At 55.2% G+C, this 22,774-nt stretch carries 22 protein-coding genes, 4 tRNA genes and 1 riboswitch; of the genes, 8 read left to right on the top strand and 18 right to left on the bottom strand.

Annotated elements, in window-relative coordinates; translation table 11 throughout:
* Position 1: 1 nt before the first annotated feature.
* The 8 genes from nusG to ACYVGU_RS16925 all read right to left on the bottom strand — a co-directional run bounded on the left by nusG (position 2) and on the right by ACYVGU_RS16925 (position 5,634).
* On the bottom strand, positions 2-568 hold the full coding sequence (gene nusG, locus ACYVGU_RS16960; protein WP_460613818.1) for a transcription termination/antitermination protein NusG: 567 nt from the start codon (positions 566-568) through the stop codon (positions 2-4).
* A gap of 21 nt (positions 569-589) precedes the next feature.
* On the bottom strand, positions 590-784 hold the full coding sequence (gene secE, locus ACYVGU_RS16955; RefSeq protein WP_460613817.1) for a preprotein translocase subunit SecE: 195 nt from the start codon (positions 782-784) through the stop codon (positions 590-592).
* A gap of 59 nt (positions 785-843) precedes the next feature.
* Positions 844-917: transfer RNA gene (locus tag ACYVGU_RS16950), tRNA-Trp, on the bottom strand.
* A gap of 128 nt (positions 918-1,045) precedes the next feature.
* Positions 1,046-2,233: an elongation factor Tu gene (gene tuf / locus ACYVGU_RS16945; protein WP_185888775.1), complete on the bottom strand. Its 1,188-nt coding sequence runs from the start codon at positions 2,231-2,233 to the stop codon at positions 1,046-1,048.
* Between the two features lie 166 nt (positions 2,234-2,399).
* Positions 2,400-2,471 (bottom strand) — tRNA-Thr (locus ACYVGU_RS16940).
* Between the two features lie 88 nt (positions 2,472-2,559).
* A tRNA-Gly gene (locus ACYVGU_RS16935) sits at positions 2,560-2,632 on the bottom strand.
* 72 nt (positions 2,633-2,704) lie between these two features.
* Positions 2,705-2,787 (bottom strand) — tRNA-Tyr (locus ACYVGU_RS16930).
* 252 nt (positions 2,788-3,039) lie between these two features.
* The gene (locus ACYVGU_RS16925; protein ID WP_460623032.1) at positions 3,040-5,634 is read right to left on the bottom strand and encodes a M1 family aminopeptidase; all 2,595 of its coding nucleotides are present in this window, start codon (positions 5,632-5,634) and stop codon (positions 3,040-3,042) included.
* Positions 5,635-5,732: 98 nt separating this feature from the next.
* Here ACYVGU_RS16925 and ACYVGU_RS16920 point away from each other — a divergent pair, with 98 nt between their 5' ends.
* From ACYVGU_RS16920 to frr, 3 genes are all read left to right on the top strand, one after another.
* Entirely contained in the window at positions 5,733-6,242 is a 510-nt protein-coding gene (locus tag ACYVGU_RS16920) for an acyl-CoA carboxylase biotin carboxyl carrier protein subunit (protein WP_460623031.1), read from the top strand.
* A gap of 112 nt (positions 6,243-6,354) precedes the next feature.
* Positions 6,355-7,122 (top strand): uridine monophosphate kinase, encoded by a 768-nt coding sequence (gene pyrH, locus ACYVGU_RS16915; RefSeq protein ID WP_460613814.1) that lies wholly within the window; start codon positions 6,355-6,357, stop codon positions 7,120-7,122.
* A 94-nt stretch (positions 7,123-7,216) separates the two neighbouring features.
* On the top strand, positions 7,217-7,780 hold the full coding sequence (gene frr / locus ACYVGU_RS16910) for a ribosome-recycling factor (RefSeq protein WP_460613813.1): 564 nt from the start codon (positions 7,217-7,219) through the stop codon (positions 7,778-7,780).
* Between the two features lie 115 nt (positions 7,781-7,895).
* Here frr and nadD read toward each other — a convergent pair whose 3' ends face one another.
* The 7 genes from nadD to ACYVGU_RS16875 form a co-directional block, all read right to left on the bottom strand.
* Positions 7,896-8,501, bottom strand: a complete 606-nt coding sequence (gene nadD, locus ACYVGU_RS16905) for a nicotinate-nicotinamide nucleotide adenylyltransferase (protein WP_460623030.1) — start codon at positions 8,499-8,501, stop codon at positions 7,896-7,898.
* On the bottom strand, positions 8,498-9,082 hold the full coding sequence (gmk, locus tag ACYVGU_RS16900) for a guanylate kinase (RefSeq protein ID WP_460613811.1): 585 nt from the start codon (positions 9,080-9,082) through the stop codon (positions 8,498-8,500). Before gmk ends, nadD begins: the two co-directional genes overlap by 4 nt.
* A gap of 9 nt (positions 9,083-9,091) precedes the next feature.
* The gene (locus ACYVGU_RS16895) at positions 9,092-9,310 is read right to left on the bottom strand and encodes a hypothetical protein (RefSeq protein WP_460623029.1); all 219 of its coding nucleotides are present in this window, start codon (positions 9,308-9,310) and stop codon (positions 9,092-9,094) included.
* Between the two features lie 92 nt (positions 9,311-9,402).
* Positions 9,403-10,050 (bottom strand): sigma-70 family RNA polymerase sigma factor, encoded by a 648-nt coding sequence (locus tag ACYVGU_RS16890; protein WP_460613809.1) that lies wholly within the window; start codon positions 10,048-10,050, stop codon positions 9,403-9,405.
* 42 nt (positions 10,051-10,092) lie between these two features.
* Positions 10,093-11,424 (bottom strand): O-antigen ligase family protein, encoded by a 1,332-nt coding sequence (locus ACYVGU_RS16885; RefSeq protein ID WP_460623028.1) that lies wholly within the window; start codon positions 11,422-11,424, stop codon positions 10,093-10,095.
* 15 nt (positions 11,425-11,439) lie between these two features.
* Positions 11,440-12,480: a glycosyltransferase family 9 protein gene (locus ACYVGU_RS16880; protein ID WP_460623027.1), complete on the bottom strand. Its 1,041-nt coding sequence runs from the start codon at positions 12,478-12,480 to the stop codon at positions 11,440-11,442.
* Positions 12,477-13,241, bottom strand: coding sequence for a glycosyltransferase family 2 protein (locus tag ACYVGU_RS16875; protein WP_460623026.1), 765 nt, complete (start codon positions 13,239-13,241; stop codon positions 12,477-12,479). The genes ACYVGU_RS16880 and ACYVGU_RS16875 overlap by 4 nt, the downstream gene beginning before the upstream one ends.
* Positions 13,242-13,355: 114 nt before the next feature.
* Here ACYVGU_RS16875 and ACYVGU_RS16870 point away from each other — a divergent pair, with 114 nt between their 5' ends.
* Positions 13,356-14,147 carry a T9SS type A sorting domain-containing protein gene (locus ACYVGU_RS16870; protein WP_460623025.1) on the top strand — a complete coding sequence of 264 codons (792 nt, stop codon included), beginning with the start codon at positions 13,356-13,358 and terminating at the stop codon, positions 14,145-14,147.
* 72 nt (positions 14,148-14,219) lie between these two features.
* Positions 14,220-15,092 (top strand): SDR family oxidoreductase, encoded by an 873-nt coding sequence (locus ACYVGU_RS16865; RefSeq protein WP_460623024.1) that lies wholly within the window; start codon positions 14,220-14,222, stop codon positions 15,090-15,092.
* Positions 15,093-15,164: 72 nt separating this feature from the next.
* Here the strand turns inward: ACYVGU_RS16865 and ahcY are convergent, their stop codons facing one another.
* Positions 15,165-16,484 (bottom strand): adenosylhomocysteinase, encoded by a 1,320-nt coding sequence (gene ahcY / locus ACYVGU_RS16860; protein ID WP_460623023.1) that lies wholly within the window; start codon positions 16,482-16,484, stop codon positions 15,165-15,167.
* 154 nt (positions 16,485-16,638) lie between these two features.
* Positions 16,639-17,391: a DUF4397 domain-containing protein gene (locus ACYVGU_RS16855; RefSeq protein WP_460613802.1), complete on the bottom strand. Its 753-nt coding sequence runs from the start codon at positions 17,389-17,391 to the stop codon at positions 16,639-16,641.
* A 221-nt stretch (positions 17,392-17,612) separates the two neighbouring features.
* On the opposite strand from ACYVGU_RS16855, the gene ACYVGU_RS16850 reads away from it, so the two are divergent.
* Together ACYVGU_RS16850 and ACYVGU_RS16845 are read left to right on the top strand one after the other, a co-directional pair.
* A complete protein-coding gene (locus ACYVGU_RS16850) occupies positions 17,613-18,158 on the top strand; it encodes a hypothetical protein (protein WP_460623022.1) in 546 nt (181 codons plus the stop codon).
* A 225-nt stretch (positions 18,159-18,383) separates the two neighbouring features.
* On the top strand, positions 18,384-19,571 hold the full coding sequence (locus ACYVGU_RS16845) for a THUMP-like domain-containing protein (RefSeq protein ID WP_460623021.1): 1,188 nt from the start codon (positions 18,384-18,386) through the stop codon (positions 19,569-19,571).
* A gap of 61 nt (positions 19,572-19,632) precedes the next feature.
* Here ACYVGU_RS16845 and ACYVGU_RS16840 read toward each other — a convergent pair whose 3' ends face one another.
* The gene (locus ACYVGU_RS16840; protein WP_460623020.1) at positions 19,633-20,232 is read right to left on the bottom strand and encodes a DNA-3-methyladenine glycosylase; all 600 of its coding nucleotides are present in this window, start codon (positions 20,230-20,232) and stop codon (positions 19,633-19,635) included.
* A gap of 118 nt (positions 20,233-20,350) precedes the next feature.
* Positions 20,351-20,571, top strand: a riboswitch (cobalamin riboswitch).
* Positions 20,572-20,746: 175 nt separating this feature from the next.
* On the opposite strand from ACYVGU_RS16840, the gene ACYVGU_RS16835 reads away from it, so the two are divergent.
* Positions 20,747-22,711, top strand: coding sequence for a TonB-dependent receptor (locus ACYVGU_RS16835; protein WP_460623019.1), 1,965 nt, complete (start codon positions 20,747-20,749; stop codon positions 22,709-22,711).
* The last annotated feature ends 63 nt before the right edge of the window (positions 22,712-22,774 follow it).

Raw genomic sequence — 22,774 nt, 5'->3', positions numbered from 1 at the left:
ATTATGATTCCTTTTCAACCTGAGTATAGCTTAGCTCCATAGGAGTGCTACGGCCGAAAATCTTCACAATAACATTCAGTTTTTTGCGCTCTTCGAATACTTCAGATACCGTACCCGACATACCCGCAAAGCCGCCATCTACTATTTTCACCAACTCATTTACTACAAAAGGAGTCTCCAGTGTTGCAGTCTGCTCTTCGGCTTCATCCACAATCCCTAGGATGCGGTTAACCTCCGAAATATGCAACGGAACTGGTTTGGTATTTTGGTTGGACGCTTTGCCTTCTTTATCACTCAGAAAACCAATTACACCAGGCGTGCTAGTGATAATATGATCAACCTCACCGTGGGTTAGGTCAGCATGAATGATGATATAGCCAGGGTAAAGGTTCCGTTCGCGTACACGCTTTTTGCCGTTACGCATTTCGAATACCTTCTCTACTGGAATCAGCACCTGAGGCACCAGCTCGGAAAGACCATGGCGGCCAATCTCTGTTTCCAAGTAAGTCTTGGCTTTCTTTTCTTGCCCGCTAACCGAGCGGACTACGTACCATTTCAATTCGCCCATTGTCGTCGTGTGTTCTACCGATTAACGGAACGAGTTGTAAAATACTTCTAGGCTTTTACTGAAAGCCACGTCCATCAAACCAACTACTGCGGCAAACAATAACGAGCCGATCAGTACTAGACCAGCGCTTTTCTGCAGCTCTTCCAACGAGGGCCACGTCACTTTGTAGCGCATCTCTTCGGAAGTCTCCCGGAAGTAGTTTGTTAGCTTGCTCATGATGGTGGCACCAGTTTGGTGTTTAAAACTACGGCTGCCGAAGCAGCCGTAGTACTTAGTGGCACGGGCGGAGAGATTCGAACTCCCATCAAAGGTTTTGGAGACCTCTATTCTACCCTTGAACTACGCCCGTGTATGCGTCCTGTCCAGTCAAGGTGCTGGATTGGGACTGCAAATGTATGGAACTCTTTAAACAAAACAAATCCGCCCCCGAAATTTTCAGAGGCGGATTGTCTTATTTTATCAATTTCCAGCTGGAAACTACTCGGTGATTTCAGTTACCTGACCAGCACCTACCGTACGGCCACCTTCGCGGATAGCGAAACGCAAGCCTTTTTCCATAGCCACCGAGTTGATCAGCTCAACCGAGATAGTTACGTTGTCACCAGGCATTACCATTTCTACACCCTCGCCCAGCGAGATGATGCCGGTAACGTCGGTGGTGCGGAAATAGAACTGAGGACGGTAGTTGTTGAAGAACGGAGTGTGACGACCACCTTCCTCTTTCGACAGTACGTACACTTCAGCCTTGAACTTAGTGTGAGGCTTAACGGAACCTGGCTTGCAGATAACCATACCACGACGGATGGCTTCTTTCTCAATACCACGGAGCAGCAGACCAACGTTGTCGCCAGCTTCACCACGGTCAAGGATCTTGCGGAACATCTCAACGCCAGTTACGGTCGACTTGAGGTTTTCAGCACCCATACCGAGGATTTCTACTTGCTCACCCGAGTTGATGATACCACGCTCGATACGGCCGGTAGCAACCGTTCCACGACCCGTGATAGAGAACACGTCCTCTACTGGCATCAGGAAGGGCAGGTCGGTCAGACGAGCAGGAATTGGAATGTAGCTATCAACAGCAGCCATCAGCTCTTCGATCTTGGGAACCCAAGCAGCGTCGCCGTTCAGGCCACCCAGAGCAGAACCCTGAATAACTGGAATGTTGTCGCCGTCGAAGTCATAAAACGACAGCAGTTCGCGGATTTCCATCTCTACAAGCTCGAGCAGCTCGGGATCGTCCACCATGTCCACTTTGTTCATGAACACTACCAACTGAGGTACACCTACCTGACGAGCGAGCAGGATGTGCTCACGAGTCTGGGGCATTGGGCCGTCGGTAGCGGCTACCACGAGGATAGCGCCGTCCATCTGAGCAGCACCAGTAACCATGTTCTTCACATAGTCAGCGTGACCGGGGCAGTCAACGTGAGCATAGTGACGGTTTTCGGTAGCGTACTCAACGTGCGACGTGTTGATCGTGATACCACGCTCTTTTTCTTCGGGAGCATTGTCGATCGAAGAGAAGTCGCGCTTGGCAGCCAGACCCTTGTTAGCCAACACCATAGTGATAGCAGCAGTCAGGGTGGTTTTGCCGTGGTCCACGTGACCAATCGTGCCGATGTTTACGTGCGGCTTGGACCGGTCAAAATTTTCTTTAGCCATTGTAAAGAGATTAAGAGGAATTTTGAGGTAATGAGGGGGAAACGCGACTAGTCTATACAGTAAGAAAGCGAAACACAGCTCCGCTTAGTCGGGACTGCACGTCGCTTTACTTGCTGACAGAGCCAAACGGTGCAGTCGCGCTGCCCCGTTGGTACTCGTAATTCTGAGCCATTTATGGGATTTGAACCCATGACCTCTTCCTTACCAAGGAAGTGCTCTACCACTGAGCTAAAACGGCTGATTTTGTTTTGGCAAAGGTACAACAGGCGGAGAACATATGCCAGTAAAGGCCGGTATTCTATTTCTCGCTGCCGACCTAGGCACCGAGCGGGAGACGAGGTTCGAACCCGCGACCTGCAGCTTGGAAGGCTGCCGCTCTACCAACTGAGCTACTCCCGCATAAGGCAAACCAACAAGACAGTGAAGCAACCCGCGCAGATGCTGTTTCACTAAGCTGCTTGTTTACTACTGTGGGGGGAGAAGGATTCGAACCTTCGAAAGCTTACGCTAACAGAGTTACAGTCTGTCCCATTTGGCCGCTCTGGAACCCCCCCAGTTGTTTTTCTCTACATCGATCATGTAAAGATCTTCCCTTCTCAATTCGCTTACCGAAGCGGCTGCGGTGTTGATTGGAGCTGCAAAATTAGAGGGTTTCAGATGCAAGTCAAGCTATCGACGAAAAACGTTTCAAGTTTTTTCTTCGCTTCTAGCCTTTACTACCCTTCTAGCATCCCTTAACCACCTGACTACCTACTTGAAACGACCGAACTGGCGAAGTTGCGAAAACCCGAAAAAAATTAAAAAAGTTATTGGATCAGGCTGTACATGGACTTCAGGTTGTCGTCCTTTTCCTTATTTCGAATATCCTGCAGGGTTGTTTTGATAGCAGGCATACTGGCGATGAGCTCATGTAGGCCTTTGTAGGCACCTAGGCGAACGTACATCTGCGGATGGTTTCGGGCTAGTGACTCTAGCTGCTGAATGCCTTTTTCCCGCTCTATCGGCGGAATACGCTTCATCAGGGTTCCGAAGTTTTCGAGCAACACGTACAATACATCTGCTGGTGCATCTTGGCTCCGTCGCAGAAACCACTGGTAATCATCAAGGGTGCCATTGATTCCGTAGTAATTCGATAAAGCTGTTAGCAATGCCGGATTCTTGGTATTCTGTAGGGCTCCTACCTGGGTACGAGTGCTGGCTGTAGGGGCTTTTGCCAATGCCTCAATGGCCGCTCCTACTACTAGATAGGAACTGTCTTTAAGAGCCGTATTATACACGTCGCTGAAGTCTTCGTTGGCGAAAGACGATAGGGCACTGATGGCCGTAGCGCGCACTACCCCTTTTTTCTCGTTCAAGGCCACGCGTTGCAGGTCTTTGCGGACGGCAGTGCCCTCGGCTCCACGGTAACGGCGCAAGCCATCTAGCGCGGCTACGCGCACGGCCCAAAAAGGATCGTTCAAGGCATTGCGAAACATGGAGCTTACCATTAAGTCGGCTGTTTTGGTGCGCAGGCCCTGGATAGCTTCGTACTTCTGTAGGTAGCCTTTAGCATGGCTGAGCTGATATTGCAGCTCTTCCTGACTTTGCGCTTCATCAATCTGGGCTAGCAGCACGCCGTCGTTGTCGAACTTAACGAGACTAGGCCGCTGATTTACTGGAAGCCGGAAGGTCTGATCGGCTTTGGTGATGAGGATACGATGCTCGGTGGGCTGGTTGGAGTTCCAAGTAGCCACCGTTACGGGCAACCGGAACACCGGCTGATACAAGGTATCCTGTACTTGCTGGACCCGTAATACAACCTGACTATTTTCGTAGCTGTGGGTTACGCGTAGCTCCGGGTGGCCGCGCTGCATAAACCACTGGTCAAAAAACCACATCAGGTCCTCGCCAGTGGTTTCTTCGAATGCCATGCGAAGCTTGGCTATTTCAGAAGCCGTAAACTTATTCTGGGTCAGATACCGATTTAAAGAAGCAAAGAACGCCTCGTCACCGACCTGCTTGCGCAACATGTGAAGCACTCGGCCACCTTTGTCGTAAGAATGCCGATCAAACATGTCCTCATGATCAGCATAGCGGTAGCGAATAAGTGGTTCCCGCTTCATTTGCGCTTCTTCCAAGTAATTGCGCAGCTTGGTTTGCTGCACTAAAGCAGCGGCATCGGCACCATACTTATACTCGGCCCACAGCAGTTCAGAATAGTCGGCAAATGATTCGTTCAAGGGCAAATTCGCCCACGATTCTGTGGTTACGTAGTCGCCGAACCACTGGTGAAACAGCTCGTGCGCAATTACCGACTCCGGCTCGTACGACATATCGGGCAGCTCGCGGGCACTGAATTGCACTAGCTGCTGCTGAAACGTGGAGGCAGTGGTGTTTTCCATGGCCCCCGACACAAAGTCATGTACGGCTACCTGCGCGTATTTTTCCCATGGATACTCTACGCCCAGCTTCTTGGAAAAGAAGTCCAGCATTTCCGGGGTATTGCCGAATACTTGCTTGGCGGTGTATTGGAAAGGCGGATCAACGTAATATTCCACGGGTTTGCCACGCCACGTATCCGAAACTACTGCGAATTCGCCTACGGCCATCATGGCCAGGTAGGGTGCATGCGCCAAGGTCTGCTTCCACACATCAGTGCGGGTACCATCAGAGTTACGCCGAGACGACACCAACAGCCCGTTAGACAAGGTTTTGAAGTTGCTATCAACCGTGAGGCTGATTTCCTGGGTCATCCGCTGGTTGGGCCGATCGATGGTAGGAAACCAGCAAGAGCTACCCTCCGTTTCTCCCTGGGTCCAGAGCTGGCGGGGTTTGTCTTTTTCAGTGCCTAGGGGGTTTATGAAGTATAACCCTTTATCACTGACGATAGCCTCACTGCCTCCTTTGGGCAGCTCATTGGGCTTGGCAACGTACTGAATCCGCACCTGAAACTGCTCGGTACGGGTATACTGACGGTCGAGCGTGATAGTCAGCTTCTTTTTGTCGTAGCTGTACTTCAAGTCCTTGCCTTTGCGCGAGCCATTCATCAGCTCCACGCTTTTCACATCAAACCCTTTCGCATCCAGTACCAGCTGGTTTTGCGGATAGAAGTGTGGATGCAACGTGAGCACCGCCGTTCCCAGCAGCCATTGCTTCGCCCAATCAAAGCGAACATCCAGCTTGGTATCCTTCAGGTCGTGCAGCATAGTGGCGCTCGGCTGCTCCGGATTGGTGGGCGGCAGCCAATTGGGCACAGGCTGCTGCACCGCCGTAGCTGTAGGCTCAGCGGGAGTAGCAGGCGCTTTCTTACGGACCGGCCGGCTCGCGGTAGGAGTCGGCGAACCGGACTTACTTACCTGAGCAAACGAGGCAAACTGACACATCAGCACCACGGCAAGGGTACCGAGGACGGGGTATTTCATGCGGGAAGGCACTAGGGTATTGGAGGGTCAAGTTCCGAATTTATTTCAGAATTGGCCTATCTTTAAGCCCTTTTCCGCCCCACCCCCGCTCTATTCGCATGCTACAGGTACGCACTGATGCTGCTCCCGACCAACTTTGGGAGGTTGACTACCACGCCAATGGCCCCATCACCCTTAATGGGCAGCCCTTTGAATGGGACCTGACCTCCCTGGGGAATGGGCGCTACCATCTTCTCTATCAGGGACGTTCGTATAGCGCTGAGCTCATTTCAGCCGACTACGCAGCGAAAACACTGGTTCTGAAGCTGAACGGAAAACAGCTGGAGTTACAGGCAAAAGACCGCTTTGATATTTTGCTGGACAAGCTGGGCATGAGCACTGCCGCCAGCAGCAAGGTGAATGAGCTGAAGGCACCTATGCCAGGCCTTATCGTTGACATTAGGGTAGTACCGGGCCAGACCGTGCAAAAGGGCGACCCGCTGCTGGTGCTGGAGGCCATGAAAATGGAAAACATTCTGAAGGCGCCCGGCGAGGGCACAGTAGCGGCTATAAAAGTCAATCTGCGCGACAACGTTACCAAGGGGCAGGTGCTGGTTCATTTCAGTTAACCTCCCTTACTTCTATTTATCTGGGCCGTAAGTTACTACCCCCTCCTCCTGTCGGGTAGCCGCTTGCGGCCTCACCACGTACACTCGCGTTCCACGCTTAACCTCTTTCGTTTTGAAGTACAACCGAATCCTGCTGAAGCTGAGCGGCGAGGCCCTGATGGGCCAGCAACAGTACGGCATCGACGCCGAACGGCTCATGCAGTATGCTGAAGAAATTAAGGCTGCGGCTGCCACGGGCACGCAGGTAGCCGTTGTAATTGGGGGCGGCAATATCTTCCGAGGCGTACAGGCCGAGGCATTTGGCCTTGACCGGGTTCAGGGCGACTACATGGGCATGCTGGCCACGGTCATCAACTCCATGGCGCTGCAGAGTGCCCTTGAGAAACTGGGCATCCCAACGCGCCTACTTTCCGGTGTGACAATTCAGCGAGTTTGTGAGCCGTACATCCGCCGTCGGGCGGTGCGTCACCTGGAAAAAGGCCGCGTGGTAATTTTCGGGGCGGGCATTGGCTCACCGTATTTCACCACCGACTCAGCGGCTTCTTTGCGGGCTATTGAGATTGAGGCCGATGTGGTGCTGAAAGGAACCCGCGTAGATGGCATTTACACGGCTGACCCCGAGAAAGACCCTAGTGCGGTGCGCTTCCCCGAAATTACCTTTGATGAGGTAATGGCGAAAAACCTGAACGTGATGGACATGACCGCCTTCACGCTTTGCAAGGAGAATAACCTTCCTATTATTGTGTTCGATATGAACAAGGAAGGCAACCTGCTCCGTTTGCTAGCCGGTGAAAGCATCGGAACCCTCGTGAGCATGCACGGCTCCCGTGATGCCGCGTTTAATACGACGGCAAAGCAAAACTCCAACGAACAAGTTTAACCTGCTGTCAGCGGCTGAGGCTCGCCTTTACTAGGCCCTAGCCAGCTGGCAACCCTACTCGATTCTCAACTTTTCAACACTTAACCTTTCAGAAGTGGACGAGGAAATTAAGTTCTACCTGGACGAGGCAGAAGAGTCTATGGGCAAGGCCCTGCAGCACACCGGCCAAGAGTTTGCCCGCATCCGCGCCGGCAAGGCTACCCCTGCCATGCTCGACTCTTTGCGCGTAGATTATTATGGCACGCCTACGCCCGTGGCGCAGGTTGCCAACGTAGCTGCTCCAGATGCCCGGACGCTGTTCATCAAGCCCTGGGAGAAGAACATGATCAGCGAAATTGCCAAGGCCATTAAGAACAGCGACCTAGGCCTGAACCCACAGTCAGATGCCGAGGGCGTGCGCCTGAACATTCCGCCCATGACGGAGGAGCGCCGCCGCGACCTAGTAAAGCAAGCCAAATCCGAATCGGAGAACGGAAAAGTGCGCATTCGCGGCATCCGGAAAGATGTCAACGAATCGTTGCGGAAGCTCCTGAAAGAAGGTGCAGCTGAGGATGCTATTAAAGACGCGGAAGCCAAGGTGCAGAAGTTCACCGATACCTTCATCACCCGCGTGGATGATCTGCTCAGCAAGAAAGAAGCTGAAATCATGACCATCTGATTTCGATTAGGGTTACTTGCTTATAAGACCCTAGTAAAAAAAGAAGCCGCGCCCATCAGAATGATGAGCGCGGCTTCTTTTTTTATGGCTAGGTCTCTACACGAGGCAAGCCCATCTATTCCTGCCAGTAGTTAGCTTCCAAAATTTTTCTCTCTACTGGCCCCGGAACAAGGTAGCGGATAGACTTGCCAGCTCGAACACAGTCGCGCACAAATGTGGCGGAAATGTCTAGCAGCGGCGCATCTACTACCCGCACGCCGGGGTGAGTTTTCACCTCCGTAGCATCTACTCCGGGCCGAGGGTACACATACACTTCGTTTTCGGCCAGTAGTCGGTCGGCTTGTTTCCAACGCGGTAAGCCGGGCAGGTTGTCTTCACCCATGAGCAGTACAAACCGATAGGAAGGGTAGCGGCGGCGCAGCTCGTCCAACGTATCGACGGTGTAACTGGGCTTGGGCATGGCAAACTCCACATCAAGGGCACGCAGCCGGTCGTTGTCGGCAATAGCCAGCTGCACCAACTGCAGGCGGGCCTCTTCGGCCAGCAGCTCCTGCCCCACTTTAAACGGGCTCTGGGGCGACACTACCAGCCACACCTCATCTAAATCGGTGTGGGTAGCCATGAAGTGCGCCAATATCAGGTGCCCGGTGTGAATAGGGTTGAACGAACCAAAAAGCAGCCCTACTTTCCGGCCCACAGAGGCGGAAGCAGAGCTGCTCACAGAATGGCAGGTTCAGTTATCAGAAACGCGCGCACTAGGCGCTCCGCTTCATCAATGGCTCGCTCCAGATCATCGTTCACGATGGTCACGTCGAAGCGGTCCTCAAAGGTCAGCTCGAAGTTGGCTTTGTAAAGCCGGGCCGAAATGCTGGCGTCAGAGTCGGTAGCGCGGTTGCGCAAACGCTGCTCCAGGATTTCCAGCGACGGGGGCTTCACGAATACCGCTAGGGCACGGTCTTTGTAAAACTCCTTGATGCTGAGGCCACCTTTCACGTCCACGTCCAGCACAGCATGCTGCCCATGGTCCCAGATCCGCTCCACTTCAGATTTCAGCGTGCCATAAAAGGCACCTTCATACACCTCTTCCCATTCCACGAAGTCGTCGCGGCGGATTTTCTCCTGAAACTCCTGTACGGAGATAAAGTAGTAATCCTTACCGTTGGCTTCAGTACGGCCGCGTTTATCACGCGTACACGCTGAAATAGAAAAGCTTAGCTCCGGAATCCGCTCCAGCAGCCGGTGGACGATAGTTGTCTTGCCGGCGCCGGAAGGAGCCGAAAAGGCGATGATTTTACCCTGCATTGGGCAAAATTAGGCCATTTCTGCCTGAACTTTCGCAAGAATTGCGTTTGACAGAGAAGATGGCGCGCCTTTCCGACCTACATGCTGGGTCAGAAAGTCGATGAAGATTTGCTGCTTATCGATGCTATCAAAGCAAGGAGAGCAGTCTTCGGCATGATGGATGAAGTAATCCTCATCCTCGGCCGTGGGCTCCTGCCCGACGATAATTTGGTCAAGAATAGTATTCACGCGTTCACAGTCGGGGCCGGTTGTAGACACCGCGCTCTGGTTGGTTTGCTTTGTAGAAGTGGTTTCCATAATGGGGGCCTGACAGGAGGATATTATTCGTTTTCGTCGGTCGTAAAGTCTTCGTCGTCACTGTCGTTCTCAGAGCCGTAGCCCATGGACTTCGCATATCGATCTAGCTTGTCCTTGAGAAAGTTGCGTGCCCGGTGCAAGCGGGAGCGCACCGTTCCGATCGGGATGTCCAGCACTTTTGCCATTTCCTCGTACGTGAACCCTTCCAGGTCGCAGAGGATAATGACCGTGCGAAAATCCACGGGTAGCGAGTTCAGAGCGCTGGCCACTTCGTCGCCGATGAGGTCGCGCACGGACTGCTGCCGCATGTCAGAAGAAGTGCTGCCGGCGTCGCCGTCGGACTCCACGTCTTCTGAGTTGTAGTATCCTTCGATTTCGCTGTAGTCAACTTTGGCGGGTTGCTTACTTTTTTTGCGAAAATCGTTGATGAACGAATTTTTTAGGATGCGAAACAGCCACGCTTTGGCGTTTGTTCCTTGCTCGAAGTACTCAAAGAAGCGATATGCTTTCAGATAAGTTTCCTGTACGAGGTCATTTGCATCATCTTCATCAAGCGTGAGGCGGAAGGCAAAGTTGTACAGGGAATCGAGCACAGGCATGAGTTCGGCCTGAAAACGCCGATCTTTCTCTTCTTTGCTCAGTTTCGGAACCCGTTCGGGAGAGTCGCTCATGGACGGTAAGAATTGCGGCTGAATATTGAAAAAATACTGCCGTTAGACAAATGTAGGAGTTATACCATCCGCAGGAAGGAAGGTTTTATTAGCCGCCGCCTGTCGTTCGGTAGCCACAACCAGGAATCCGTAGAGGAAAACGAATAAGTTGAAGCTCGTTTGCAATTCCAGCAACGAATCAACGGTCATGGCCAGTGCCTGTATTAGCAGGAACCTATACACGTACGCATTTCGCCATTGGGCGGGTTGCGCCAGCGGCCCAAAGAGTACTAAGAGCCAAAGCACCAGCCCTACTATTCCGCTGGCTACCCACTGGTGAAGGTACTGGTTATGAATCATCACCCGGTTTTTGGGCTCTAGCCCGTAGCTCCGCCAAGCATATTGCTCCATCATGGCGCGGCTAGCATCGGCGGGACCTACTCCCAGCCATGGGTGCTGCTGGGCCACTACGGTTGCGGTTTGCCACGCAGCTAGGCGCTTGGATAAGGAAAACTGGTTGATATCATGGTCTCGCTCAAACTGCTCTAAATCGTAGTGGGTAGCCTCTAAGCGCTGCCGCACTGACTCTAACGAGTGGTACGCCGCCCAAGGAACCAGCACCAAGGAAAGCAGCAGGCCCAGCCCCAACCAAAACCGCCGCCGCACTATTAGGGCCAGCAAGGCATCAAGCAGGAGCATACCATAGAGCACAAACAGCCCGGTGCGATACGCCAGCACGTGCAAGGTAAGCGCACAGATGCCGGACGCGAGCAGCAACATAACACGTAAGAAGCGGCTTGCTTGCTTTTCCTGCCGCAGTACCATCCCGAAAACGGCGCCTAGGGCCAGCATCAGCCCAAAGTGGATATGGAAGATTTTGGTTACGGAGCCCATACTTTGCCCTATGCCAAAGGCTTCGTTGGCCGCAGCGGGGTTCAGAAGGTATTGGCCTAAGGTAGCCAGCCCTATTAGCGCTAGCCCTCCTACAAACACAAACCCTACCCAAAAGCGCTGAGCGGCGCGCAATGGCACGGCTATTCCAAAAACCAGTGGCACACCCACCCATGGCAACTGCCGAAACAGCTGATGCCGCCAAACGTCCCATTCCTGGGTATACAGTCCACTGATGAGTAGCAACGCGTACAGGGCCAACGGTGCCCACATGGTGCGCAGCCGGATCCAGCGGGGTAGCTCACGGCGCAAACCGGGGTTTGCTAGTACTGCCACTACCCCTACTACCGGGCTCAAGGCTATTAGGGCACGCGAAGCCAGCAGGCCCGCTACCCCCGCTAGACAAGCCAACAGCAGTAGGTACTGGGAGAGCCGACCGGAGCGCCACAGCTCCTGAAAGGTGCGTGCAGAAAAGAAGGAAATGTCAGCAGGAAAAAGGCCCATTCGGGAGCAAGTAGGTCAGAAACCCGCAGATGGCAATGGCTGCCACTGCCGGATGCGAGCCAGCGCCTCTACTGGCTCCAGTGCTTTTATGCAGGTACACGCCTGAGGCTGAGCACGACACTCCTGGCAATTGGGGCGGTCGAAAACAAGGTATTCCGCATGGCTGCCCAGCGGCGCCCACCGCCCGGGGTGCATGGGCCGGATGGGCGGATACAGGCCCAGCGCATGCCGGCCCAGCGCCGCAGCCAAGTGCAATGGCCCGGTACTGCCGGCTACCAGCCCATCGGAAGCATAAATAAAGGCCAAGAGCTGCGGCAAACTAAGTTGACCTGTAAGGTCAGCGGCGAGAAACGGCTGGTGTTCCTGGAGCCACTCGCGCAGCTCCTCTCCTTCCGCGGCTGTTCCCGTCACGAAGACGCGGTGGCCAGTTTGGTGTAACAGGCGGGCTAGGGTACCGAAATGTGCCAACCCCCATTCGCGGGCACTTCCCCGGCTGCGTGGATGCAGGATTACGTTGAGTTGCTCAGGCTTCCGGGCAGCCAATACGCGCTGCAGGTGTTCTGGTAGCTTAACCGTTGGCTGAAGCTTCACTAGGGTTGCGGCTTCCGCTAGGCCTAGTACTTCCGCTTGGCCCAGCGGCTGGAGCAATGCTGCGTTCAGCTGAGCTTCGTGCAGCGGCGAGTTTTTGCGACTTAAAGCCACCAGCCGGTTGCAGGTCAGCCAATGAAACCACCGGTTGCGCGTGCCAATCCGAAGCGGAATACCGGCCTGCCGCGCCAACCGGGCCAGATGCTTGTTGGGAAAAACGTGCAAAATGGCTTCCGCCTGCTGCTGCCGCAGAGTTACTAGCTGCTCCGGGGCGGGCAACTTCAGCAGGTCATCGTAATTCAGGAAAGCATCCACCCACGGGCAGGCCTCCGCAACGGCTTGCGTGTACGTCCGGCCTAGTAAAACAACCCGGCACCCCGGAAACAGCAGCTTCAGGCGGCCGGCTACCGGCAACGTCAGGACTACGTCGCCGATGGCATCAGTGCGGCTGATAAGGAAGGTTCTCATGCGTGGGCTTTGGTTTTCAGCTTGGCGAATTTTAAAAACACGCCCCAAGCCGAAATCAGCGCGATGCTCAGACCCGCAAAGCCATCCAGAAAGCCCAATCGAAAAAAGTAGCCGTGCACAAACTTCCACCAGGGCTTTAGCAGCAAATGAAACAGCGAAACCCGGCGTTTGCCGCGTAGCCACAGCTCATCGGCCGCAATGCTGGTGAAGCGGTTGAGTTGGCTTACGTGCTGCGCAATGGAGTCATAGGAGAAATGCAGGGCATCACCGCCCAAGGGAAGAGGCGCCGGCTGGCCCGGTTGCAGCTCATAGCGCTCATGCAGCAGCAGGCCTTCCCAACTTCCTAAGCGTCGGTCGTAGAGGCGGAGCTTGCGGTCGGGGTACCAGCCGCCGTGGCGCACCCAGGCGCCGCAGTAGTTGGTGAGGCGAGCCAGCGTGTAGCCCGCGCCCTGCCAGTTCTGCTTGGCAGCCAATATGCTCTGGCGCAGCTCATCCGTCAGCACTTCGTCGGCGTCAAGTTGCAACACATGGTTGAAGCGCGCCTGGGAGGTAGCGAAGTTCTTCTGTTCAACGTAGCCCGCAAAGGCCTGTTGCACCACCCTAGCACCCAGCCCGCGGCAGATTTCCACGGTCCGGTCGGTGGAAAAGCTGTCTACCACCACCACGTCATCGGCTACTTCACGCACGGCTTCCAGGCAGCGGGCAATGTTGGCTTCTTCGTTGAAAGTAATGATGACGACGGACAGCAGAATAGCGGGCATAGCGCCGGCAAATATCGGAGTTTTGTTGGGCCCATCATTTCGTCAGGCTGTGAAGGGTGACGTTTGGCCTTGCGCTAGTATTAGGGGTAGTATTTTCTTGACATCCTTTCTGCTATGCGCTATCTATTATGGCTACTGCTCGGGCTTTTGGCTGCCTGCTCAGATCCGGCGGCCCGCTTTGATGAATTTGCGATTCATCATCCCATAAACCTAGCGCGGCACTTGGGCTCAGTTCCTACCCTAGTCGGGAAGCACGACACTTTGACGCTGCACGTACGCTTCGACCCTACCAGCGGCCGCAGCCTTATTACAGCAGAACCACTCGGCGATACGCTCCTTTTCGCGCCCGTATGGAGGTACAAGCAGCTTTATTACGTAATGGAGCGCCTCCGTACCACCGGCTGCTGGGTGTATGGTATGCAGATAAAGCGCGGCCAGGTGCGGGGCTTGAACACCGGCTACAAACAGATGATCGACTTGACCCAGCTAGTGAAGCAGGAGCACTTCAACGACCTAGTTCGGTATCAAAATGTAGCTGGCGACAGCATCCGGCTACGGTTTGATAAAGCTGTCCTCCACAGCTTTTACGTGGCCGAGTTAGACAGTGTACCGGTTTACAGGATTTTGCCCGTAAGAGACCAGCCAGCGGTAGCTGCGTCGGCTATTCAGCCCGCCCTTTTCCCTAATCCGGCCAGCACTACCACCACGCTTACGTTGCCTGAAGGATCTGTTTACACTGTGTTTCTGTATGACAGCAACGGAAAGCAACTCAATACTTGGCGTACCAGCGCCCCTCAGCTCTCGTTGTCAGTCCGGGAGTTAAAGGCTGGAACATACCTAGTGCGTAGTGTATCTGGTGATAACAGGCGCCAAGCGTATACCTCACGGTTAGTGGTAGAGCACTGAGCTTCCATAACAAAAGCGGCATCCGAACTCTAGCCCTTGCGTATAGTCACCCAGCATCTAACTCAACAGCACATGACCTCAGCCCCACCAATTGCCCTTGTTACGGGTGCCACTTCCGGAATTGGAAAAGTAACGGCCCAGGAACTTAGTCGGCAGGGGTTTCATGTGGTGCTGCTAGCCCGCAACGCCGACAAAGCCGCCAGTACCCGGCAGCAGATTCAGGAAGCGGTTGGCCTAGGGCACCGGGTAGATGTGCTGCTCTGCGATTTATCGGACTTGGAGCAGGTGCGCCGGGCCGGAGCTGAGTTTAATCGGCGGTATCAGCACCTCGATGTATTGGTGAATAACGCCGGCCTCTTGTTTGGCCAGCCCCGGCAGCTATCCAACGATGGCTTTGAAATGACGCTGGCCACCAACCACCTCGGACCATTTTTACTTACCGCATTGCTTTTTGAGCGGCTGCAGCAAAGCCCGGCGGCACGCATCATCAATGTAGCGTCCATGGGCTATAAGCTAGCCAAACCGCGGCTCGATAATCTAAACCAAGACCAAGGCTACAGCCCCTTGCAACAATATGGCAACACAAAGCTTTACAATATCCTGTTCACGCAGGAGCTAGCCCGCCAGCTGCGCGAGCGAGGCATTACCAACGTCGTCACGAACAGCTTGCACCCGGGCGTTATCGCCAGCAACTTCGGCGACAATGCTAAAGGTTGGCTAGCGAAGGGCACCAAGTTGCTGCGCCCATTCATGATTTCAACCGAGAAAGGAGCCGAGACTACCCTGTATTTGGCCACAAACCCAGCGGCCGGACAAGTCAGTGGCGGCTTCTTCGCCAAAAAGAAAGCCGAGCCTGTAAAACATGCTTTCAATACGCCTCAGAACACGCTCCAACTGTGGCTGGAAACAGAACGGATGGTGCAGCGCAATTTCTTTCAGGACTAGCCCCCTACAAACAAAAAACCCGCCCGGCGTAGTGCCGGGCGGGTTTTCTTTTATTCGCTAGGTAGAAACGGCTTAGTAACGGTACAGGTCCGACTTGAAGGGGCCTTCTACTGGTACGTTGATGTACTCAGCTTGCTTCGGCTTCAGTTCGTCCAGTTCCACACCAATTTTGGCGAGGTGCAGGCGGGCTACCTTCTCATCGAGGTGCTTGGGCAGGGTGTACACTTTGTTTTCGTACTGATCAGCGTTCTGCCACAGTTCCAGCTGCGCCAGCGTCTGGTTCGTGAACGAGTTCGACATTACAAACGACGGGTGACCGGTAGCGCAACCTAGGTTTACCAAGCGGCCTTCGGCAAGGATAATTACCTCTTTACCATCGATGTTGTAGATATCAACCTGTGGCTTTACCGTGTCTTTGGTGTGGCCGTAGTTTTTGTTGAGCCATGCCATGTCAATTTCATCGTCGAAGTGACCGATATTGCAGACAATGGCTTTGTCCTTGAGGGCCCGGAACGAAGCTTCCGTAATGATGTCGCAGTTACCGGTGGCAGTTACCACGATGTCGGCTTCTTTTATGGCATTCTCCATCTTCTTCACCGCGTAGCCGTCCATGGCAGCCTGCAGAGCGCAGATGGGGTCAATTTCCGTTACGATAACGCGGGCACCAGCACCACGCAGGGAAGCGGCAGTGCCTTTTCCTACGTCGCCGTAACCAGCTACTACAGCAATTTTACCGGCCATCATCACGTCGGTAGCGCGGCGAATGGCGTCTACCGCCGACTCTTTGCAACCGTACTTGTTATCGAACTTCGATTTGGTAACCGAGTCGTTTACGTTGAAGGCTGGCATAGGAAGCGTGCCGTTCTTAACACGGTCCAGCAGGCGCAGTACGCCCGTGGTAGTTTCTTCCGATAGACCTTTGATGCCGCTGGCCAGCTCAGGAAACTGGTTAAGCACCATGTTGGTCAGGTCGCCGCCGTCATCGAGAATCATGTTCAGAGGCTGACGCTCCTCGCCAAACCACAGAGTTTGCTCGATGCACCAGTTGAATTCTTCCTCGTTCATGCCCTTCCAAGCATACACTGGGATGCCCGCCGCCGCAATAGCAGCCGCCGCATGGTCCTGGGTAGAGAAGATGTTGCACGACGACCACGTAACGTCAGCACCCAGCGCAATCAGCGTTTCGATGAGGACAGCGGTTTGAATGGTCATGTGCAGGCAACCGGCAATGCGCGCACCTTTTAGGGGCTGGCTGGCGCCGTATTCCTCACGAAGAGCCATCAAACCGGGCATTTCTGCTTCGGCCAGACGGATTTCTTTCCGGCCCCATTCGGCCAGAGACATGTCTTTTACTTTGTACGGAGCGTAAGCCGTAGTCTTGGTATCAACCATGATGTAGATAGCTGGATGCGTTGTCGCTTTTCAACCACAAAGGTACTCAATTTGTTGCTGTTTTTCTGCCGTCGCTGATAGTCAGCGCATTAAGCAGAAAAGCCTACCCTCTGATGAAGGTAGGCTTTCCGGAAGGTTAAAGCAACAGTGCTACCTAGTTGTTTTGGATGATAACAGCTTGAGCCTGTTGAGCAGCAGGAACTCCTGCGCCAGCAATGCCACGTACTACAACCGTGTATATCTTACCGGCTTCAAAGGTTTTTGTACCTGTACCGGTGCCAGTTCCATCACCTACTGCTAATACCTGGGTCCGTAGAGTGCCAGTAGATGTTACACTCAGGTTAAGAGGACCGGCGTTCACCACCACAAAACCAGAGGCGGCGGCAAATGCTACATCCGGGGTCAGATCGGTGTAAGCACCACCGGGCACCGGAGAAGGCACGCTCAGTCTGACAGGGGAGGGAGCACCTACAGCTAAGTGCACCAAACGAATTTTTGCTTGGTTAGCAGCGGGCACTGACAAGTCATCTGTCACGGGCAACAGCGCTGCACTACCAATACTAGCGGTGGGCGAGTATACAAAAACCGAGTAATTCTGGTCTTTAGAAAGAGTTAGGGCTTGCTGAGTGGCTGTCTGAGTGCCGTTATTAATCTTCAGCGTGGGGGCACCAGAGTTTACCTTCAGGTAAGGGCTGCTCTGACCATAGTTCAGCTGCCCTACCTGCTTGTCATCAACCAAGGCTGTTACCTGCGTGTTGACAGAGGCCGCCGCATGCGAAATCAATACACTGCTCTGATCCGGGGCAGCCTCGTTATCGTTGTCATCGGAGCAGGAGGAAAAAGCGAGTGCAGCAGGCAGAAGGGTGAGCAAAGCAGCTGGGCGCAGGAAGGAGTTCAGGGTTTTCATATGCATGAAAATTGGTGAATTGCCCGTCAGAACGAAGGCACTCCTGATTTTGTTGGATGACAACTAAAACTTTTCCTCGACGAATTGCACTTTTTTCTCGCCGGGGCGCTTAGTGACCTGAGTATTTGTGCTGTAAATTTGTCTTCATGCCCCAATTGCTTTCATCCCCTCATTTAGGCGTTTTACGTCGTTCTGCGCTTGTTGCTTCCTGCGTTCTTGGCTTGTCGCTGACGAGCAAGGCGCAATTGGCTCCTACCGTTATTCGCCTAAGCCCCGAGGACAAGGAGCGCGGCCTAAATGGGGTGCAGAAAAACTTCTTTTTCACGACAGGATACGGCACCACAGATGCGGATTACCGTAACGCGGGCTTCTTTGGGCAGCGTTTGCGCCCTTATCTGGCCGGTAATCAGGAGGCGTTGGATAACCTAAACCGTTACCGCCGCCAAAAATGGCTGTTTCTGGCTGAGCGCCTTACGTTTGTGAGTGCCGTGGGCCTGTACAGCCAGCAGGTGTTGTCGCTGGATGAAAAGCAGCAGTACTTCAACAACACCCAGCAGGTGGCGGCTGGCGTAGCACTGGCTAGCCTATTAAGCAACATCTTTATTTCGCGCAATACCAACTCGCATTTTCAGCGGGCGGTGGAATCGTACAACGCAGGTGCTCCGGCGGCCCGGCATGGCGCGCTGCAGCTCCGACCTACTTCGGTGGGGCTGGCTGCTAGCCGCACCGGCAAGCCAATGCTGGCTTTGAGCTGGAGCCTGCGGTAATACCTCTTGCTTTTTTTATTCCGGGCCGAGCCTAGAACGCTTCGTTTGCCAGTTGTGGCAGCGTGGTTTCTGGCTCGGTCCGGAATACTTTTTTTATCTGATGGCTACCAAGTAAGCTGGCGCAAGGGAAACCTCGCGCGTTTCTGCTTACGTTTGGCGCTCCCTTTTGCTTTGCCCGGGGCCTGGTTCACGTCCGACCCCGACGTACTTTCGTAGGAAACCTACATGGAATACCCGCTGCCGACAGCAGCCCGGCAATACGTTGCCGAGCACCTGCACGACGACCCAGCCCAACTTGCTTTGCAAGCCCGCCGCTACCCCGGCCTGCCCATTCCGGACTTGGTTCGCCAAATCCAGGCCCGCCAAAAAGCTCGCGCCAAACTCCCTACCTGGGCCGATAACCCAGACCTCGTTTTTCCGCCCACGCTATCCGTAGAGCAGGCTTCCTCTGCCCGAACTGCCGCGTTTAAAGCCTCTTTGGTGCAGGGAGAAAGGCTAGCAGACCTGACCGGTGGCTTCGGGGTTGACTCGGCATATTTTGCTGCTACCGTGTCCGAGGTGCATTATGTGGAGCGCAATGCAGCGCTTACGGATGTAGTGCGCTACAACTTGGCGCAACTAGGCATTGAAAACGTGCAGTGCCACAACGAGGATGCTACGCACTTTTTGCGCAATACGCCGGACACCTTCGATTGGCTATACCTCGACCCCGCACGCCGGGACACAGCCGCCAAGAAAATATTTCGGTTGCAGGATTGTGAGCCCGACGTGCTGCGCATCATGCCGCTGCTGCTGCAAAAAAGCCAGCGCGTACTACTGAAAACTTCGCCTATGCTTGACATTGAACTGGCCATTCAGGAGTTGCGCCACGTGCGCCGTCTGTGGGTAGTGTCAGTCGATAATGAGTGCAAGGAGGTGTTGTATGAGCTTACCGCGGAACCAGCCGTAGATCCGGAGCGCTTCACGGTGAATTTACTGCGCACGGGCAAGCAGCAGGAGTTTCGGCTGAACCGAGCGCGGGAGGCGCGAGCCATTGCGCGCTACGCCGAGCCGCAACAGTTCCTCTATGAGCCAAATGTAGCCGTATTGAAAGCCGGGGCCTTTAAAAGCATCGGAACGGCTTTTGAGTTGCTGAAACTGCACCAGCACAGTCATCTGTACACCTCCGATACCCTGCGCCCCGAGTTTCCGGGCCGCATTTTCCGAATCAAAGGGGTAGAGAAATACGATGGCCAGGCGTTGCGCACCTACCTGGGACCTGATGTACGGGCCCACGTCACGACGCGCAATTTCCCTGATACCGTAGCTGAGTTCCGGCACCGCACCGGCATTAGAGAAGGCGGCGACCTGTATCTGTTTGCTACCACCAATCTGGAAGGCAAGCTGATGGTGCTGGTCTGCGAGAAGCTGTAACCATAGCATCCAATATAACCGCCCCCGCCTGAACAGTTCTGCTCAGGCGGGGGCGGTTTGGCTATTTGGCGGGGCTAGTCCAGGGGTTGCCTTTCAAGCGGAAACGCCAGGGCAGTGCGGCATCGGCGCCGGCGTAGTCAATGCCCACGCGCGGAGACGCTACTATTTCCGCTCCGTTTACTTCCTCTCCAACGTCCTCCAGCCAGATAGTATCACCCGTCAGATCGGTGCCGTAATGGGCGGTAGTGATACCAAGTGCTTGCGTGAGTAAGCCAGGGCCGCCGGTCAGGTTGCGCTTTACGGAGGACATGTCGCGGCGCAGCAGCATTTCCGGAATTCCATCCAGCGGTTCCAGCCCCCGAATCAGGACGGCGTCGGCTTTTCCTTCCTCATTCGTAATAAGGTTGAACAGCGTGTAGCGCCCATAAATCAGGTAGGTATAGGCCACGCCGCCGGGCTCGTACATGATGCGGGTTCGAGCAGTGTAGCGCCCTAGGTGCGAATGGCATGCTTGGTCGTTGAGGTGAGCATACGCCTCCGTCTCGACGATGCGGCCACCCGTCAGGACGCCGTTGATACGGGTGAACAGGTGCTTGCCCAGCAGTTCTTGGGCGATGACAACCGGATCAGGACGCCGGTAAAAGGCCAGGGGAAGTTTCAAGAGCAGCGGTAGAAATAAGGTACAGTTTAACCCAGCGCGCATCGCCTGGCGGCGCCTAGGCCGGCACGCGGGGCAAACCTTCTACGCAAGCCAGGCGCTAAAGCTTCCGTACATTTTCTATCTTTGCGGCTGTAAAGGTGGCCAGACCCTAATTGTGGGGCGAGGCTGAAAAGGGAATTCGGTTTAAATCCGGAGCTGTCCCCGCAACTGTACGCTTCATGAGTTGGTGCGTCACACCAAGCCACTGTTTCTGTGAAAGCTTTCTTAGGAAGGCCCGAGAAATGGGAAGGCGACGCATCTGAAGCAAGCCAGGAGACCTGCCTTTGCATTTCCCATGTTCAGCGCCTGCGGAGGAAGGGCGGAGAATGAATACAGTAGTGGCGTTTCGGCGCCGCAGAGCACCTATCTGTTTTCGGCCTCGGCTTCGAGGAAGGGCTAGCCGCATAGCAATGCGTGGTAGCCTGCCCTGAAGTTTTGAACTGAATTTTTCGATTGCGAAAATTTGGTTCGGAAGATGCATTTCAACAAGTGGCTTCTGCTGAAAAAGCAGAGTTGCCGGTTAGCGCTAAGTGCAGGCCTAGTAGCCTGCACGGTGCCCAGCGTGGCCCAATCGGTGGCACCGGCAGATTCGGCGCGCATCCAGCAGTTGCCCACGGTGCGGGTGGCCGGCATCCGGCCCGAGCGGTTTGCCGTGGGCAGCCGCCGCATCGCCCTCGATTCACTAGCTCTTGCCACCTACCAAACCGGTACGCTGGCCGATGTGCTGAGCGCGCGCACAGCGCTTTACCTCCGCAACTACGGCCCCGGCCAACTGGCTTCCATCACCATGCGCGGCACCTCGGCGCGCCATACGGCGGTGCTCTGGAATGGCTTCAACATCAACTTACCCTCTTTAGGCGAAGCGGACCTAGCCCTTTTTCCGGCCAGCGCCACCACCCGAGTCGATATTCAGCCTGGCCCGGCTAGTGCCACGTACGGCAGCGGCGCCATTGGGGGCACGCTACTGCTTTCAGCGCCGGTGCGCTGGGGCGCGGGCTGGCACGGAAGCGTGCAAAGCGACCTGGGCAGCTTTGGACTGCGCGCTGGCACCGTAGAGGCTGGTTTCAGCAACCAGAAGCTGGCCCTGCGTACCAGCCTGCTGTATCGGGAGGCCGAGAACAACTTTCCGTACTTCACTACTGAAGCCATCGGGCGCGTTCGGCGCCGGCAGGAAAACGCGGCCTTCCGGCAGTTTAGCTTCACCCAAGACCTAGCCCTGCGGCTGGGGCAACGCGGCGAACTGACAGCAGCCGTGTGGCTCACGGACGCCGACCGCCAGATTCAGCCCGGCATCGGCACCAATAACACCCACGCCCAGGAACGCGACCAGAGCCGCCGCCTGCTGGCTGGGTATCGGCGCGTAGGCACTACGCATGAGTGGGCCGGGCGCGTGGCGTGGTTTGAAGACATTATCAATTACCGCGACGATGTGAGCGGCCTCAGCGAATCGAGGGTGCGCACTACTCAGGCGCAGGCCGAGCACACGTGGCGTCTGGCGCCCAATGCCTCGGTGCGGGCCGGAGCCGAGGCCCAACATTTTGCAGCGCAAGTTGATGGTTATGGTACTGCCCCGCGCACTGAAAACCGCTTTTCCGGCTTCGCGCTGCTGCGCTACGACCCGCGGCCTAGGGTACAACTGTCATTGAACCTGCGGCAGGCCGTGCTGCCCGGCCGCCAGCCACCGCTTACGCCCACGCTGGGTGCCGAGTGGCTGGCGCTGCAAACCACTAGCCACGCCATTAGCCTGAAGGGCAACGCCTCGCGCAGCTACCGTGCCCCTACCCTCAACGAGCGATACTGGCGCCCCGGCGGCAACCCCAACCTGCTACCTGAACAAGGGCTGGGCTACGAAGGCGGCTTGGTGCACGTGCTAACCCTAGCACCGGCGCACCTGCGGCTGCAAACCGAGCTAACCGGCTACCACCAGCTAGTAGATAACTGGGTACAATGGACGCCGGGCGTTTCGTATTGGTCGCCACGCAACCTGCGGCAGGTGCGCGCCCAGGGTCTGGAAGCCAGCACCCAGCTGGAATGGCAGCCGAACACTTATCATCTCACGGCCCGCGCTTCCTACGGCTTCACCAGCTCGCGCAAAACCAAAGGCACTCCTGATGATGCCGACCCAACCGGCCGGCAGCTGCCCTTTGTACCGATGCATACGGCTGCTTTCAGCACCGACCACCAGTGGCACCAGTGGCAGCTCAGCACTACCCTCACCTTCACGGGCAAGCGGTTTACTGATGCCTCGGCCACGGAGTTCATGCCTTCTTATCTGCTGCTGAATGCCGCTGTGGGCCGCACGCTGGTGCTACAGCCCAACTGGAAGCTGCTCGTGCTGGCGCAGGGCTACAACCTCACCAACCAAGACTACCAGAGCTACCAGAACCGCGCCATGCCGCCCCGCTCGGGGGCCCTGAGTTTGCGGCTACTGTGGCGCTGAGGCCAGTTTGTAACAACCAGATTTTTAGCAACATCCCCAACCATTTTTCCTTATTCTTTTTCG

It is taken from the genome of Hymenobacter tenuis (genome assembly GCF_054780495.1).
The sequence above is the reverse complement of the archived record's forward strand: the minus strand, read 5'-3'. Positions and strand labels throughout refer to the sequence as shown.